The sequence below is a fragment of the Pectobacterium sp. CFBP8739 genome, assembly GCF_013449375.1.
Taxonomy (GTDB): domain Bacteria; phylum Pseudomonadota; class Gammaproteobacteria; order Enterobacterales; family Enterobacteriaceae; genus Pectobacterium.
Genome location: NZ_JACDRR010000010.1, coordinates 226191 through 242375 on the forward strand (window position 1 = coordinate 226191; position 16185 = coordinate 242375).

General features: G+C 53.8%; 16 protein-coding genes. 10 read left to right on the top strand and 6 right to left on the bottom strand.

What is annotated here, in order from left to right:
• Positions 1-113 precede the first annotated feature (113 nt).
• From H0247_RS09465 to H0247_RS09510, 10 genes are all read left to right on the top strand, one after another.
• Complete coding sequence (locus tag H0247_RS09465; protein WP_180742317.1) at positions 114-926, top strand: AraC family transcriptional regulator; 813 nt, start codon at positions 114-116, stop codon at positions 924-926.
• 76 nt (positions 927-1002) lie between these two features.
• The gene (locus H0247_RS09470; protein ID WP_180742318.1) at positions 1003-1365 is read left to right on the top strand and encodes a cupin domain-containing protein; all 363 of its coding nucleotides are present in this window, start codon (positions 1003-1005) and stop codon (positions 1363-1365) included.
• Positions 1366-1579: 214 nt separating this feature from the next.
• Positions 1580-2458, top strand: a complete 879-nt coding sequence (dapA, locus tag H0247_RS09475) for a 4-hydroxy-tetrahydrodipicolinate synthase (RefSeq protein WP_180742319.1) — start codon at positions 1580-1582, stop codon at positions 2456-2458.
• Positions 2459-2474: 16 nt separating this feature from the next.
• Positions 2475-3512 (top strand): outer membrane protein assembly factor BamC, encoded by a 1038-nt coding sequence (bamC, locus tag H0247_RS09480; protein ID WP_180742320.1) that lies wholly within the window; start codon positions 2475-2477, stop codon positions 3510-3512.
• Positions 3513-3655: 143 nt separating this feature from the next.
• Positions 3656-4369, top strand: coding sequence for a phosphoribosylaminoimidazolesuccinocarboxamide synthase (gene purC / locus H0247_RS09485; RefSeq protein WP_180742321.1), 714 nt, complete (start codon positions 3656-3658; stop codon positions 4367-4369).
• Between the two features lie 219 nt (positions 4370-4588).
• Positions 4589-5041 (top strand): DUF441 domain-containing protein, encoded by a 453-nt coding sequence (locus H0247_RS09490; RefSeq protein ID WP_129703474.1) that lies wholly within the window; start codon positions 4589-4591, stop codon positions 5039-5041.
• 17 nt (positions 5042-5058) lie between these two features.
• Positions 5059-7122, top strand: coding sequence for a tRNA(Met) cytidine acetyltransferase TmcA (locus tag H0247_RS09495; protein ID WP_180742322.1), 2064 nt, complete (start codon positions 5059-5061; stop codon positions 7120-7122).
• Between the two features lie 47 nt (positions 7123-7169).
• Entirely contained in the window at positions 7170-7397 is a 228-nt protein-coding gene (locus H0247_RS09500) for a DUF1272 domain-containing protein (protein ID WP_180742323.1), read from the top strand.
• Positions 7398-7555: 158 nt separating this feature from the next.
• The gene (ypfH, locus tag H0247_RS09505) at positions 7556-8173 is read left to right on the top strand and encodes an esterase (RefSeq protein WP_180742324.1); all 618 of its coding nucleotides are present in this window, start codon (positions 7556-7558) and stop codon (positions 8171-8173) included.
• 359 nt (positions 8174-8532) lie between these two features.
• Positions 8533-10203, top strand: a complete 1671-nt coding sequence (locus H0247_RS09510; RefSeq protein ID WP_180742325.1) for a methyl-accepting chemotaxis protein — start codon at positions 8533-8535, stop codon at positions 10201-10203.
• Positions 10204-10433: 230 nt separating this feature from the next.
• Here H0247_RS09510 and H0247_RS09515 read toward each other — a convergent pair whose 3' ends face one another.
• The 6 genes from H0247_RS09515 to H0247_RS09540 all read right to left on the bottom strand — a co-directional run bounded on the left by H0247_RS09515 (position 10434) and on the right by H0247_RS09540 (position 16100).
• Complete coding sequence (locus H0247_RS09515; protein ID WP_180742326.1) at positions 10434-11612, bottom strand: acetyl-CoA C-acetyltransferase; 1179 nt, start codon at positions 11610-11612, stop codon at positions 10434-10436.
• Between the two features lie 11 nt (positions 11613-11623).
• Positions 11624-12271, bottom strand: a complete 648-nt coding sequence (locus H0247_RS09520) for a 3-oxoacid CoA-transferase subunit B (RefSeq protein WP_180742327.1) — start codon at positions 12269-12271, stop codon at positions 11624-11626.
• Positions 12271-12927 carry an acetate CoA-transferase subunit alpha gene (gene atoD / locus H0247_RS09525; RefSeq protein WP_180742328.1) on the bottom strand — a complete coding sequence of 219 codons (657 nt, stop codon included), beginning with the start codon at positions 12925-12927 and terminating at the stop codon, positions 12271-12273. Before atoD ends, H0247_RS09520 begins: the two co-directional genes overlap by 1 nt.
• Positions 12928-13076: 149 nt before the next feature.
• Positions 13077-13376, bottom strand: coding sequence for a hypothetical protein (locus tag H0247_RS09530; RefSeq protein ID WP_180742329.1), 300 nt, complete (start codon positions 13374-13376; stop codon positions 13077-13079).
• On the bottom strand, positions 13376-14716 hold the full coding sequence (locus tag H0247_RS09535) for an acyclic terpene utilization AtuA family protein (protein WP_180742330.1): 1341 nt from the start codon (positions 14714-14716) through the stop codon (positions 13376-13378). Before H0247_RS09535 ends, H0247_RS09530 begins: the two co-directional genes overlap by 1 nt.
• Positions 14717-14777: 61 nt before the next feature.
• Positions 14778-16100: a CitMHS family transporter gene (locus tag H0247_RS09540; RefSeq protein ID WP_107168318.1), complete on the bottom strand. Its 1323-nt coding sequence runs from the start codon at positions 16098-16100 to the stop codon at positions 14778-14780.
• Between the last annotated feature and the right edge of the window lie 85 nt (positions 16101-16185).

The window sequence follows — 16185 nt, forward strand, 5'->3', positions numbered from 1 at the left end:
ATTGCCTGGAGCAATTTTTAACGCCGCTTGCGGCGGCCCAGACACTATTTCGTGATTGTAGGGATTCCGCGTTATGGTATGTGTTGGTAACCAAAGACAAAGCGCCTTTCATCATGCAACGTCATCAAGCGAATAACGATTGGGTAAAACAGGCCCAGCATCCAGCCTCGTTCGAGCGAATTGAGGCGTTTTTCCGTGGGCATGGCTACGATCCCCATCGGCACGATACCTATGCGATTGGGCGGACGTTATCCGGCGTGCAGCGCTTTCACTATCGTGGCAGTTTGTGCAATAGCGTGCCGGGGGGAACGCTGGTGCTTCACCCGGATGAGATCCATGACGGCGAGGCGGGTTCCGCCGACGGTTTTCAGTACCGCATGATTTACGTTGAGCCCGCGCTGATTCAAAAAATACTCGGTGGCAAACCCTTGCCCTTCGTTAACGGTGGCATATCCAACGATCCACGCCTGTTTGCGGCAACAGAACCGTTGCTCAGAGCCATGGAAGAGGCGTTTGATGAGCTAGAAGAAGATGATGTGCTCTACGATCTGGCACTGGCGCTGTCAGCCGTGGGAGGGCAGCGCCATCCGCGGCGTTTGTTCGATTATCACGCGGCTGAGCGGGCGCGTGAATATATTCATGATGCCTTTGATAAGACCATTACGCTTGATGCGTTGGCGCAGGTGAGCGGGCGGGATCGCTGGAGCCTGACGCGTGATTTCCGCGCACTCTTCGGCACGACGCCGTACCGCTACGTCACCATGCGCCGTCTCGAACACTGTCGGCGGCTCATGCTGGCCGGTGACAGCCTCGTCGATATTGCTGCTCAGGTGGGTTTCGCAGACCAAAGCCATATGACGCGTCATTTCGTGAAGGCATTTGGCCTTTCACCAGGCCACTGGCAGCGCATGTTCAAGACCCCTTAGCCTGCTTGCACAATCGTTCAATACAGCCGGTACTGTGCTTCGCTAGTCTGGGGGCGTCATCATAAGGAGAAACGGTATGTATAAATCCATTAATTTTGCCCAAAAGTTAGCGTTATTCGACGATCATTGGCAGCCGAAAGTGATCGCTGAGATGAATGACTATCAGTTTAAAATCGTTAAAATTCAGGGCGATTTTATCTGGCACTCTCATCCCGAAACGGACGAAACGTTCATCGTGCTGGAAGGCCAACTGAGAATTGATTTTCGTGATGGCGATGTGCACATCAATGCCGGGGAAATGTACGTTGTTCCATGCGGCGTTGAACATAAGCCTTATGCCGAGCACGAAGTAAAAATGCTGCTGATTGAACCGAAAGGCGTACTGAATACCGGTCATGAAGGCGGCGAACGGACGGCTGAAAATGATATCTGGATTTGATTGGCTGAGTAAAAATTAACCTAAAACGTCCCGCGAGTGACGGATAAGTCGCAGTAAACGGGCTGCTTTTGTACCAAAACGTCAGAAGCATTTTTAATTTCGCTTACTGCGACATAAAAAAACCTGCGTCAGACACCGACAACGCCCTTGTCCGCTTGCTTTTGCATAGAAGTCAAAAGTACCATGAAGCACTTGTTTGTGGAGGGGATGGCCAATGTTTACGGGAAGTATTGTTGCGCTGGTTACGCCGATGGACGCCAAAGGCGCCGTCGATCGGGCGAGCTTGAAAAAACTGATTGATTATCATGTCGCTAGCGGTACATCGGCGATTGTCTCTGTCGGCACGACGGGGGAATCCGCCACGCTGAGCCATGACGAACATGGCGATGTCGTGATGCTGACGCTGGAACTGAGCGACGGACGTATTCCTGTCATCGCTGGCACGGGTGCTAACGCGACCGCTGAAGGCGTTTCACTGACTAAACGTTTTCACGGCACTGGCGTTGTTGGCTGCCTGACAGTCACACCGTACTACAATAAACCGACGCAGGAAGGCCTGTACCAGCACTTCAAAGCGATTGCCGAGCATACCGATCTGCCGCAAATCCTGTATAACGTACCTTCCCGCACTGGCTGTGACATGCTGCCGGAAACCGTTGCCCGTTTGTCCGAAGTGAAAAATATTGTCGCAATTAAAGAAGCGACGGGGAACTTAAGTCGGGTAAGCCAGATCCAAGAGCTGGTTAGTGAAGACTTCATTTTGCTGAGCGGCGATGACGCCAGCGGTCTGGACTTTATGCAACTCGGCGGTAAAGGTGTGATTTCCGTAACGGCGAACATTGCTGCGCGTGAAATGGCGGAACTTTGCAAGCTGGCGGCGCAGGGAAATTTTGTCGAAGCGCGCCGTTTAAATCAGCGCCTGATGCCACTGCATCAGAAATTATTTGTTGAACCCAATCCTATTCCGGTGAAGTGGGCCTGTAAGGAATTGGGACTCATGGCGACCGATACGCTGCGCCTGCCGATGACACCACTGACCGATGCCGGTCGTACGGTGATGGGGCAAGCACTTAAGCAAGCGGGTTTGCTGTAATCGTTAGGGAGATTTAATGAGTTATTCATTACAAAAGTCGATGGTGGCGAAAGTCGTTGGCATATCACTCGTGATGCTGCTGGCGGCTTGTTCCTCCGATCAGCGCTATAAGCGTCAGGTCAGTGGCGATGAATCCTATCTGAAGGCACCAGCGCTGCACGCGCTGAATACGCCTGCCGGGATGATTTTACCGGTGCAGAATGGGGATTTTGATATACCGCCAGTGACCCTGAATGGTGCGGTCGGTAAGGAACTGGATATCCGTCCTCCCGTGCAGCCATTGGCCTTGTTGAATGGTTCCCGTACCCAGATCTCAGGAGATACGGCAACGCTGCTGTTAGAAAACAGCGCGCAGAACAGCCAGCTCTGGTCTCAAGTTATCCGTGTGTTGCAAGACAAGGCGTTCACCATTGCTAGCCGTCAGGATGCCAGCCAAACGCTGACAACCGACTGGATCTCATGGCCGCGTGAAGATGAAAACGTACCATACCAGGGGCGTTATCAGATTTCCGTGCAGCAGCAGGGTTATCAGGTCGCACTGATCGTGAAACTGCTGGGATTACAGCTGAACGGCCAGCCAGTGACGACGAGCGATCAAAATCAGCGCTACGCCGGTCTGATGATGAATGCGCTCAGTAATGGTCTGGATTCTCAGGCAACCGCGCGTGAAAACGCACTGGCAAACCGCACCATTGGCTCGCTGGATGTGCAGAGCGGAGCGGATGACACAGGTCTGCCACTGCTGATTGTACGCGGTCCGTACACGGTGGTGTGGGATCGTCTGCCAACCGCGCTGAGTAAAATCGGCATGGAAGTTAGCGATCGCAGCCGTCCTCAGGGTTCGGTTTCCGTCAAGTACAGAGCACCGAGCAGCGGAACTTGGGATGACCTGGGCGCGAAAAATCCTGAACTGCCTAACGGTGATTACAAATTGCAGGTCGGTGATTTAGATAACCGCAGCAGTCTGCAATTTATCGACGCCAAAGGGCATACGCTAACCCAGTCTCAGAACGATGCGCTGGTGGCCGTATTCCAGGCGGCGTTCAGTAAATAACGCATAAACCAAGGGTCGGATTATCCGGCCCTTCTTCATTCAACAATCGCTACCCGAATTGACGGGCGCTATCGGCAACCGTTCGGGGAAGCGTTAAATATCGGGTCGTATTGGTTGACCCTCACTGTGTGGAGTAATTAAAGATGCAAAAGCTAGCTGAGCTGTATCGTGGAAAGGCGAAAACCGTCTACACCACCGAAGATCCCGATCTACTGGTGCTGGAGTTTCGCAATGATACATCAGCAGGAGACGGTGCGCGCATTGAGCAGTTTGACCGTAAGGGAATGGTGAATAACAAGTTCAATCATTTCATCATGAGCAAACTGGAAGAAGCTGGAATCCCAACCCAAATGGTGAGCCTGCTGTCTGACAATGAAGTGCTGGTGAAGAAGCTGGATATGGTGCCGGTCGAGTGTGTTGTGCGCAACCGCGCAGCAGGGTCGCTGGTAAAACGTCTGGGTATCGAAGAAGGTATCGAGCTGAATCCGCCGTTGTTCGATCTGTTCCTGAAAAACGATGCGATGCATGACCCAATGGTGAACGAGTCTTACTGCAAGACGTTCGGCTGGGTGAACGAAGAAAATCTGGCTCGCATGAAAGAGCTGAGCTACAAAGCGAACGACGTACTGAGCAAACTGTTTGGCGACGCCGGGTTGATTTTGGTCGATTTCAAGCTGGAGTTCGGTTTGTTCAAAGGCGAAGTTGTGCTAGGTGATGAGTTTTCACCAGATGGTAGCCGCCTGTGGGACAAAGAAACACTGAACAAAATGGATAAAGACCGTTTCCGTCAGAGCCTCGGTGGCTTGATTGAAGCGTATGAAGAAGTTGCGCACCGTATCGGCGTAAAATTAGACTAACTGCGCAATCGTTTACGTTCAGGTCGCTGGTCTTTGCTAGGCTGACGGCCTGAATGTTTTGCTGATTTTCCTCTCAAAAAGCTGCCTTTCTCTTCTCATCTCTGTCTGAATAAGTTGCAGACCTAGCTCTTACTTCGATTCCTGCCCTTGCTCTGATTAATGCTATGATTGCGCTTTGCTTAACGCGCAACCTGACTACTTTTCGACAGACTCGCATCCATGGCTTACTTCGATCCAACATTGTTAATTCTGCTTGTTTTGGCGGGGCTGGGTATTATCAGCCATAACATGACCGTCACGCTGGCGATTCTGGTTCTGCTGGCGATACGCATCACGCCATTAAACAGCTATTTCCCGTGGGTAGAAAAATACGGCCTGAGCATCGGTATCGTTATTCTGACGATTGGCGTGATGGCACCGATTGCCAGCGGAAAAATTACCGCCAGTGAAGTGATGCATTCCTTCCTGCACTGGAAATCTCTGTTGGCGATCCTCATTGGTGTTGCGGTGTCCTGGCTTGGCGGACGCGGCGTGTCGCTGATGAGCAACCAGCCCTCCGTGGTAGCGGGGCTGCTGGTGGGCACGGTTATGGGCGTGGCGTTGTTTCGCGGTGTTCCCGTCGGGCCATTGATCGCTGCCGGACTGCTTTCCCTGCTGATCGGCAAGACCTGATTCATTCGGCGCGTGTGATGATATTGCGTGATTTTCTCTCCAGCCAACACCAGCAGCAGCGCTATGGCGTCCGACGCCTGCTGGTGCTAAGCGGTGAACCAAGCTGGTGTGAAGCGCAGGCGTTGGCGCTTAGTTGCCAATTGTCCGGCGACTGGCTGTGGATCGGTGAGTCTGCACCTGATTCCGTTACCTCACGGCCAGCCAGCCGAGTACGGACGCTGCTGGGGCGGGAGTTTCTCCATGCGGTATTTGATGCACGTAAAGGTGTGGACGTCGAGGCGCTGGCGATGCTATCAGGCACGCTACAGGCTGGTAGCTGGCTGATTATGCTGGTGCCGCCGTGGCAGACATGGCCGACCTTGCCGGATGAAGATAGCCTGCGCTGGAGCGAACAAGCACAGCCGATTGCTACCCCGTACTTTATCCAACATTTTCAGCGCCAACTGTTGGCCGATGAAGAAGTGGTGCTCTGGCAGCAGGGCCAGGAAGCTGTGATTCGGCCACTGGCCGTGCGATCGGACTGGCAGCCAGCGAATGGTGAACCGACCGCGCGACAGCAGCACATCTTGTATGAGCTGAACGCCGCTGAATCCGGCGTATTTGTGATTACCGCACCGCGCGGGCGTGGGAAATCCGCGCTGGCGGGAATGCTGACGCAGAGGAGCCGTAAAGCCTGTTGGATCACCGCACCGTCTCGTGCGGCGGCGGAGATTCTGCAACAGCACGCGCGTGCCGATGCGCAGTTTTGGGCGCCGGATGCGCTGCTGGCACACTGCCGCCTTCATGGCGCGCCTGATGTCGACTGGTTGTTGATTGATGAAGCGGCGGCGATTCCGTCTTCCGTGCTTTCCGCGCTGTTACCCTATTTCCCTCGTATTCTGATGACCACGACGGTGCAAGGGTATGAAGGTACCGGACGGGGATTCCTGCTGAAGTTTTGTGCGACGTTACCGCAGTGGCGAGCGTTTACGCTGGACGATCCTCTGCGCTGGGCCGTTAACGATCCGCTGGAGCGGGTGTTGGATCAGGCATTGCTCTTCAATGACCCCGACGCGTTTCATTCCCCGCTGCCGTCCAATCTACCTATTCCGCCTTCTGCGCTGGACAGTCGAATCGAACGTGTCGACGACTGGCTAACGAACCCTGAGCGTCTGGCAGGGTGTTACGCGCTCTTGTGCAGCGCGCATTACCGTACTTCGCCGCTGGATTTGCGCCGCCTGATGGATGCGCCGGGCATGCAGATTGCCAGTACACAGGTGGCGGGCAATATGTGCGGCGTACTGTGGCTGGTGGAGGAAGGCGGTCTATCAGAGTCATTGGCTCATGAGGTGTGGGCCGGACGGCGGCGCCCGCGTGGCAATCTGGTGGCGCAGTCGCTGGCGGCACACGCTGGGCTGTGGCATGCACCGACGCTGCGGGCGCGTCGCGTGAGCCGGATTGCGGTGGCATCGTCATTTCGCCGACAGGGGATTGGTCGGGCACTCATTGCCGAGCAGACGCGCGAGGCACAACAGCAGGCGTTGGATTACCTGTCGGTTAGCTTCGGCTATCAGTCAGACTTGTGGACATTCTGGCAATCATGCGGCTTTCAACTGGTGCGCATTGGCAGCCATCTTGAGGCTAGCAGTGGCTGTTATAGCGCGATGGCGGTACTGCCGCTGAGTGAAGCGGGGTATAAGTTGGCGGAGCAGGGAAGTCGACAGTTGGCGCGTGACTGGCGTTGGTTACAGCGCCTGATTCCGCTGAACCTCACGCTGCCACAGACAGAACCGATTGCATTGGATACAGAAAGTCGTGAACTGAATGAAGACGACTGGCGTGAGCTGGCGGGGTTTGCGTTTGCCCATCGGCCGATGGAAGCCAGCTTCGCTTCCATCTGTCGTTTATTGATGAACACATCGCTTCCATTGCCTGCGCTACGCCTGCTGGCGGAAACTCCAGATGAAGGTGAGCGAATAGCCACGACGCTGGGACTAAGCGGTAGGAAAACGCTCCTGAAACGCTGGCGCGAAGAGGCAGCCAATGCCTTGTTCGATCTTGACGCGCAACGGTGTGCTGGATGGGTTTCTCGTGCGCGGTGATACCTGATAGATTATAGAAACTTTTTTGCCCCATTCAGGATAAGCCGATGCTGGAATTACGCCCTAATTGTGAGCACTGTGACTGTGATTTACCGCCAGATACCGAAACGTATATCTGCTCTTATGAGTGCACGTTTTGTCCTGACTGTGCGGATACCGTCTTTCATCACGCCTGCCCGAACTGCGGCGGTGAGTTAGTCAAACGGCCAGTGCGTCCGGCACGCTGTCTGGTTAACGATCCGGCCTCAACGATTCGCATCATCAAACCGCATTGACAGGAAAATAGCCCCTTTATCGTTGCAAAAAATGGAACATCTCGTTCAGTAATTCCCGATTTCTCCTGTCAGCACGCGGCGTATAGTGAGACTTAACCGTACTTTATGACGAACGTCGGCAGATGATGGTGTTCGGCACAGGCTCTCAGGAGAGAAACGTGAATCAAGATTATGTTGTTGTTCAGCAGCCTTCGGAGGCGAATCAATTAATCCTGCTGTTTCATGGGGTAGGCGATACCGCCGCGGGTATGGCACAGATTGGGCGTTATTTTGCCGCTGCACTGCCGCAGGCGAGGGTGATCAGTATTGCCGGGCCGTTCAGCACTGGCTATGGCGACGGACGTCAGTGGTTCTCTGTGCAGGGCGTTACGGAAGAGAATCGGCTAGCCCGCATTGAGGCAAACCTGCCGCGTTTTGTTGATACTGTGCGCCACTGGCAGGAAGAAAGCGGCATTAGCGCGGCACGCACCGTGCTGGTGGGCTTCTCTCAGGGCAGCATTATGTCGCTCGAAGCGTTGAAGTCAGAATCCGCGCTGGCCGGGCACATTATCGCGTTCAGCGGCCGCTTTGCGGTATTGCCAGAAAAAGCCTTTGCCGATGTTACGGTGCACCTGATTCACGGTGAAGCGGACGGCGTGATTGTCGTTGGTCACGCTCATGCCGCCGCCCGGCGCTTTCAGGAGCTGGGAACCTCGTTTACGTTGGATAGTGTCCCCGCTGTCGGGCACGGCATTGATGAACGGATGTTGAAACAGGCGTTGTCCTACCTCAAATAAAAATCTCTCCCGCCATACTTCAGGCTGCATAGGCGTTGGTTTCCTTAAATACCCGGTTCTTTATGAGCTGGCTTTAAAGAACCGACGCTTTACGCCGTTCAACCGATGAATGTTTTACCACGCTATTCGAGTGATTCAGGGTTTATTCCATAGGAATAGCTTATTGCCCGTTTTCACTGTCTCACTCAAATGAGAGGTTAGCGTTTTAGGCGTGAGACTTTATCCATATTAAAAATAATATCATCCATATCGGAATGTTAAATAATATAGGCAATGTTTTTATTTGTGTTGAGTGTTCAATATTTACCTTCTTTTTTCGGATATAACTATTCCATCCTTATGGAAAAAGAGGGTGTGCCATGTTTAAGCGTATTAAAGTCATTACCATCCTTGTCATTTTATTGTTGGTATTAGGCATATCTCAGTTCTTAACGGGCGCGTTATCCGTTCGGGCACTGATGAACGATAGAGACAGCTTCTTGGTTTCCCAACGCTCGAATCAGAATGTGGCCGCCTTTACTGATGCCTGGATCATGATGAATCAGACGCGCATCGCTATCGGTTCCATTATACAAAACATGATGATGGGGAATGCGGATAAAGAGGCCATGCAGGCGCTCTTACAGCAAGCAAAATCGCAATTGGCTGCCTCAGAAAGTAGTTATAAAGACTATTTATCCCTCCCTAATACGCCTGGATTGGATGAGGCGTTATCTAAAAAACTAGAAGAGAGCTATACCGCTTACGACAAGCTGCTGAATGATATTGTCGATTCGCTTTCCGGCGGGTTAGCAGGAGCGGCGATGAAATTAAGTAGCGGTGCGGCGCCATATAATGTGGCCATGCAGGACGCCTATATTGCGTGGCGTACGGCACAAAACCAGCTGTCGGATGACGGTTTGAAGGAAAACCACACGGCGTTTGCAACCATGCTGTGGCTTTTGGGGGCCCTTTCTGTAGTCGTCGTGTTGGTGATCATCCTCAGTTGGATCGGGTTGCAGCGCATTCTTTTGCACCCGCTGCGAACGCTTATGCGGCATATTAGCGCCATCGCTGAGGGCGATCTGACGCATCCTATTGATGCTAGCGGCCGCAATGAGATGAGCCAGCTTGCGACAGGGTTGCACCACATGCAGCAGTCATTAATCCGTACCGTGAGCCAGGTGCGCGACAGTTCCCATTCCATCCACTCTGGGGCCAGTGAAATTTCGGTGGGCAGTAACGATCTGTCGTCGCGCACGGAACAGCAGGCTGCCTCGCTACAAGAAACGGCCGCCAGTATGGAACAACTCACCTCAACGGTGAAACTGAATTCTGACAATGCGCGTCAGGCGACGCTGCTGGCAAAAAATGCGTCAGAGACGGCCAATAAAGGGGGGGCTGTCGTCGATAATGTCGTGAAAACGATGAATGAGATAGCCGACAGTTCACAAAAAATCGCCCACATTACCAGCGTGATTGATAGCATCGCTTTCCAAACCAACATTCTGGCGCTGAATGCGGCGGTAGAAGCGGCGCGTGCCGGTGAACAGGGGCGGGGCTTTGCCGTGGTGGCGGGAGAAGTTCGCACGCTGGCGCAGCGCAGTGCGCAGGCCGCCAAAGAGATCAAAACGCTGATTGATGATTCGGTGAGCCGCACGAATACGGGGTCTTTGCAGGTGAAAGACGCGGGCGACACGATGCAAGAGATCGTCAGCGCCGTGAGCCGGGTAACGGATATCATGGGAGAAATCGCATCGGCCTCGGATGAGCAAAGCCGAGGGATTGAGCAGGTCGGTCAGGCGGTTAATGAAATGGATCGCGTCACGCAGCAAAACGCCTCGCTGGTAGAAGAATCCGCTTCCGCTGCGGCGGCATTGGAAGAGCAGGCCAGATTTTTGCAGAACGCGGTGGCGGTGTTCAAAATTAGTCAGGCGGCAGCGCAGGAGCATCGTGCCGAGCGTGCGCCTTCTCCTGCGGCATTACCGGCATCGCTGCTGTCCAAACCCACCCATGCTGGCTCATCGAATGCGAACTGGGAAACGTTTTAGCCAGCGAATCGTATTGTTGTTCTCCAGTTAAAACGACAAAGGTCGTAGAGCGGTAGCAAGGGATAGATCGTAAAGACGCTGCAAGTACCTCCATGTAAGCTCGGATTGCGCCATCCCTGGCGCAAACGCTTTACTCTTCTATTCCCTTACTCCCGTTTTCGTTCTGTAAATAGGTTTGTCAACGGTCTGATTACTTTGTCCTCTGGCACATGTTTCGGCCAATTGCACGTTTAAACGCGCTCAACGATCATCGCGATACCTTGTCCGCCGCCGATGCACAATGTCGCCAGCCCCAGCGTTTTGTTGTAGCTGTGCAGCGCATGGACCAGTGTGACGAGAATACGCGCACCGCTTGCTCCGATAGGGTGACCCAGCGCAATCGCACCGCCGTTGACGTTCACTTTCTCTGGGTCGAGCTGGAGATCGCGCTGTACGGCCAGAAACTGTGCAGCAAAGGCTTCATTGGCTTCAATCAGGTCGATATCACCAATCGTCAACCCCGCTTTGAGCAGCGCTTTCTGTGTCGCAGGAATCGGCCCCAGGCCCATGACCTCGCTCGGTACGCCGGCAGACGCCCAGCTGCGAATCCGTGCCAGCGGAGTAATACCCTGTTTTTTCGCTTCGGATTCACGCATTAACACCAGCGTTGCGGCAGCATCGTTAATGCCGGACGCATTGCCTGCGGTGACGGTGCCGTTCGCGGAAAACGCCGGACGCAATGCCGCCAGCGACGCGAGTGTGGTGTCTGCACGGGGGAATTCATCCCGATCGAAAATCCGCGTCTCTTTCTTGCTGCGCAGTGACAGCGGGGTAATTTCAGCCTTGAAGCGGCCTGCTTCAATCGCGGCAACGGCTTTCTGCTGGGACGCCAGCGCCACCTGATCCTGTTCTTCGCGCGTGAGCTGGTAGCGCTCGGCGATATTTTCCGCCGTGGTGCCCATGTGGTAATCATTAAACGCGCACCACAGGCCGTCGTTAATCATGATGTCAACGAGCTTGCCATTCCCCATGCGGTAACCGTGGCGCGCTTTTTCCAATAGATAGGGAGCCGCACTCATGTTTTCCATCCCGCCCGTTACGCAGACCTGATTGTCGCCGGACAGAATAGACTGTGCGCCGAGCACGACGGCTTTCAGACCAGAACCGCAGACTTTGCTGATGGTCAACGATGGGGTTTCAAAGGACAGTCCCGCCGTCTGGCTGGCCTGATGCGCAGGGTTTTGCCCCAGACCGGCTTGCAGCACGTTGCCGAGAATCACCTCATCAACCGCCAGCGTGTCTGGCAGCGTCGACAGGCAATCACGGATGGTGGCTGAGGCCATATCGATAGCGGACGTATTGGCCAGGCTACCGGCGAATTTGCCAATCGCGGTGCGTTTGGCACTAACAATAACAACGGAGTCGTTCATGATCGCCTCGATTAATGAATGCTGAACGGTTTTAAATCGGCGGACACGGTAAAGTTCGCCTCGGTTTTCTGGCGTAGTTCGTCCACGGTGATGTCGGGGCTGATCTCAGTCAGCACCATTTGTTGGTTGATGAATTGGAAGACGGCTAACTCGGTGACGACCATGCTGACTTTATTGGCGGCAGTCAGCGGGTAGGTGCACTGGTGTAACAGCTTGGCATCGCCATTTTTGGCGCAGTGTTCAAGCGCGATAATGACCTTCTTCGCGCCGACCACCAGATCCATCGCGCCGCCCATGCCGGGCACCATTTTCCCCGGTACCATCCAGTTGGCGAGGCTGCCGTGTTCATCCACCTGCAAGCCGCCCAGCACGCAAACATCGACGTGGCCGCCGCGAATCAGCGCAAAGGAAAAAGCGCTGTCGAACATGGCCGCGCCTGGCACCATGCCGCATGCCTGGCCACCAGCGTTAACCAGATTGCTATCCGGTTCGGTTATGGCCCCTAACCCTAAAAAGCCGTTTTCCGACTGGAAGGTGACTTCAATGCCGTGCGGCACGTAATTCGCCACTTTGGTGGGCAAACCAATGCCCAAATTCACCACGTCACCGTTTTTTAATTCCAGCGCGACGCGGCGGGCGATTAACTCTTTCGCATCCATTATTTTTCTCCCAAATAAAGGTGATCGACCAGCGCCGCTGGGGTAACAACACATTCCGGTGCTAATTGACCAACTGGAATAACCTGTTCGCATTGCGCCACGACTTTCTTCGCGGCAAGCGCAATAAGCGGGTTGAAATTACGGGCGGTGAGGTGATAAATAAGGTTTCCGCTGGTGTCGGCAATACTGGCCTGTAATATGGCGAGATCTGCCGTAATCGGCAGTTCCAATAAATAGGTAGTATCGTTTATTGTTATTTTTTGTTTATTCTCTTCGACGATGGTGCCCACGCCAGTTGGCGTCAAAAAGCCACCTAAACCTGCGCCGCCGCTGCGAATGCGTTCTGCCAGCGTCCCTTGTGGCACCAGCTCTACGTCTAATTCGCCGGAGATCATGCGACGCCCGGTTTCTGGGTTTGTACCAATATGTGAAGCAATCACTTTCTTCACCTGACCATTGGCAATTAATGGTCCGACGCCGGTATCGACAAACCCAGTATCATTTCCGATTAGGGTTAAATCAGAGACACCGGATTTAATGATCTCATCTACCAATAATTTCGGTGTACCGACGCCCATAAAACCACCGAACATAATTGTCATTCCGTTAAATAAATAAGAACGGAAATGGCTGGCATCAATGACTTTATTATTCATTGCCTGTTTACTCTGAAAGTTATTTCTCTGAAAAATGGCCGCACGACTCCCCACAGATAAATAAATACCTGTCAATCGTGGTGGCGGATGTTCGTTTTTTAGGGAAAGGGTGGAGAATAGAAAAATTCCACCCTTTCCCTGTTATCGAATTAAATATCGATATCCAAAATGGCTGAGCTTAATCCTTTGCCGTGCATGTCCAGCGCCAGCGAACGCGTAACACCGCCGCCCAGTGCACCGTACATAACGAAGTTCAGGGCGCCGATAGCGGGAAGCTCATAGCGGACAACCTCACCCGTCACGATATCGGCAAACCAATCCTTCACTTTCTCGGCCGTGATCGTCTCTTTCAGCACCTCATAATCTTCCGCCCGATAAGCAATCAGCGAAATATTGGAGGTATTTCCTTTATCGCCGGTACGAGAGTGGGCAATTTCACGCAGTTTCATTATTTAATCTCCAGATAATCAACGGCTGGTGTGACGCAGGCGCGAGACAGCAGGGTGGAATCCATCGCCAGTATTTCTTTTACCGCTTTGTTAACACCGCCGCCGCCTGCCGGGCCGTTGGTATAGAGCGTTTCAACTTCGTTACCCACTTTCACCGCTTGCGCTCTGGAGGTGCAGCGTGCCGCGACGCGCGCGCGTACCTCATACGGTTCGCTGCTTTGCGACCGCTGTGCGCCGTGCAGTGAATCAACCCCGATCAGGTCGTAACGGATTTCCTGAAAATCAATCTGGCACAGCGCAAAGCGCCCTTTGACGATATCCAGCGCTAAACGGCCGCGTGCGACGGCACCGGGACCGGCGTAAGAAATTTCGCCTTCGCCGATGAAGCCGTCCTGATAACCGACAGACACTTTCAGCGTGTCGGTTTTTGCGCGTCCGGTGGCACCCTGTACGCGCACGCGGTTTTCACCGTCTTGCGTAAAGGTGACGTGGCTGAAATCGGCAATCACGTCTGGGGTAATGTAGCTGTCCGGGCGGTGGATCTCATACAGCAGCTGTTCTTTACAGGTATCCACGCAGACGCAGCCGCCGGAACCTTCAACTTTGGTAATGACGGCACTGCCGTCTTCGCTAATTTCCGCAATTGGGAAACCCAGACGATCAAGATGGGGAATGTCTTTGACGCCAGGATCGGCATAGTAACCACCGGTGATTTGACCCGCGCACTCCAACAGATGGCCGAGGCAAGTGCCTTTGCCCAGACGATCCCAGTCATCGGCCGCCCAGTTGAATTCATACATCATGGCGGACAGGAACAGAGACGGATCGGAAACGCGACCGGCAATAATCACATCCGCCCCTTGGCGCAGCGCTTCTACCAGCGCATCGGCGCCGAGATAGGCATTGGCGGAAAGAATGTCTTTGCCGCAGCGTGAAACAGGCTGACCCATCTCATCCAGCTTGGAATCCTGCGCAATCAGTACCGAGTGCACATCATCACCAGTCACGACGGCGATTTTCAGCTTCTCTGCACCCAGCTCTTTGGCGATTTCCAATACGCGCTGACCAGCGGCAACGGGGTTCGCCGAGCCCATATTGGTGATAATTTTGATGCCTTTCTCTAGGCAGAGCGGCAGCACAGCGTGCATACGGTCGGCCAGTAGCTCGTTGTAGCCTTTTTCCGGGTTCTGCTGCTTCTGTTTTTGGCCGATGGCGATAGTGCGTTCTGCCAGACATTCAAATACCAGATACTGAATGTCGCCTTTTTGAGCCAGTTCTACGGCCGGTTCGATGCGATCGCCTGCATAACCAGCGCCGGAACCAATACGAATTGTCTTCATAAACTTACCTTTATCAATGAAATGTGTCTGTTGGCGTGATCAATGGGAAACGGTGCGTTCCCTATAAGGGGAAGACCCCGAAGATGACGCAGGCGAACGTCATGATGACGCTGGCGGCCCAGAGCACAGGGATAGAGAACTTCTGGTGATCGGCGAGATCGACACCCGCCAGACTGACCAGTAGGAAGGTGGCTGGCGTCAGCGGGCTAACCGGGAAGCCTGTGGTCATCTGTCCTAATACGGAAGCCTGCGCGACCTGAATCGGCGGTACACCCAGCATGTCCACGGTGTGGGCAATGACTGGCATGATGCCGAAGTAATACGAATCAGGGTCAAACACCAGACTCAGCGGCATAGAGATCAGGCCGACGATAAACGGAATGTGGGAGGCAAAAGATTCCGGTACAAAGCTGACTGCCGAGAGCGACATGGCTTTCAGCATACCGGTGCCGCTCATGATGCCGGTGAACGCGCCCGCAGCAAACAAGATGCTGGCCATCATCAGCGCGGCTTTGGCATGAGCATTAATGCGCTCTTTCTGCATTTCAACGTTGGGGTAGTTGAACATCAGCGCTAGCGTCAGCGCGATCATGAAGGCGACCGTAGGGGAAATTTTGGTAAACACCATGGTGCCGATAACGGCAAGCACCAGCGCGATGTTGACCCAGAACATCTTCGGACGACGCAGCGCTTTTTCGGCATCGGTCAGCTCTTTCACATGCGCTTCAGCCGTGATGGACTGCGTGCCGCCCGCCAGTGGATTACCCGATGCCAATCCCAGACGCTTCTCTTCTTTCTTGCCCCAGTAATAGCCCATGAGCACCATGAAGGTCAGGCCGCAAAGCTGCGCTGGGATAAGCGGGATAAACAAGTCGTGCGTCGTGGTGTTTAACGCGGCTGCGGCGCGGATCATCGGCCCAGTCCACGGCAGGAAGTTAACACCGGCGCTGAGCGCGGTAATGCCGACCAGAATGCGTTTATCCATGCCGAGCTTATTAAACAGCGGCAGCATGGCGGGAATCGTGATCAGGAAAGTGACGGCACCGTTACCGTCCAGGTGCGCAATCAGTGCCAATACACCCGTTCCGATAATGATTTTTACCGGATTGGTACCGACCATGCGTAAGATCCCCTTGATGATAGGATCAAACATGCCGGCATCGGTGACGACACCGAAGAAGGCAATGGCAAAAACAAACATCGCCGCCATCGGGGCCAGTTTGGTGATGCCGTCCACCACGTATTTCGCGGTATCGGTGCCGCTGCCTGCGGCGAGTGCACCAAGAACGGGAATCACGATCAGCGCCACCAGAGGCGACATTCGTTTAGTCATGATGAAAAAGAGCAAGGTGGCTATGGTTAGCACCCCGATGAGAGCTAGCATAAAAATTCCTCTTTAATAATATATTTGTATGTTGCCTATTTGTTTTATTTACAATGAATTAAACAACTCAATAACAATCCTTGTC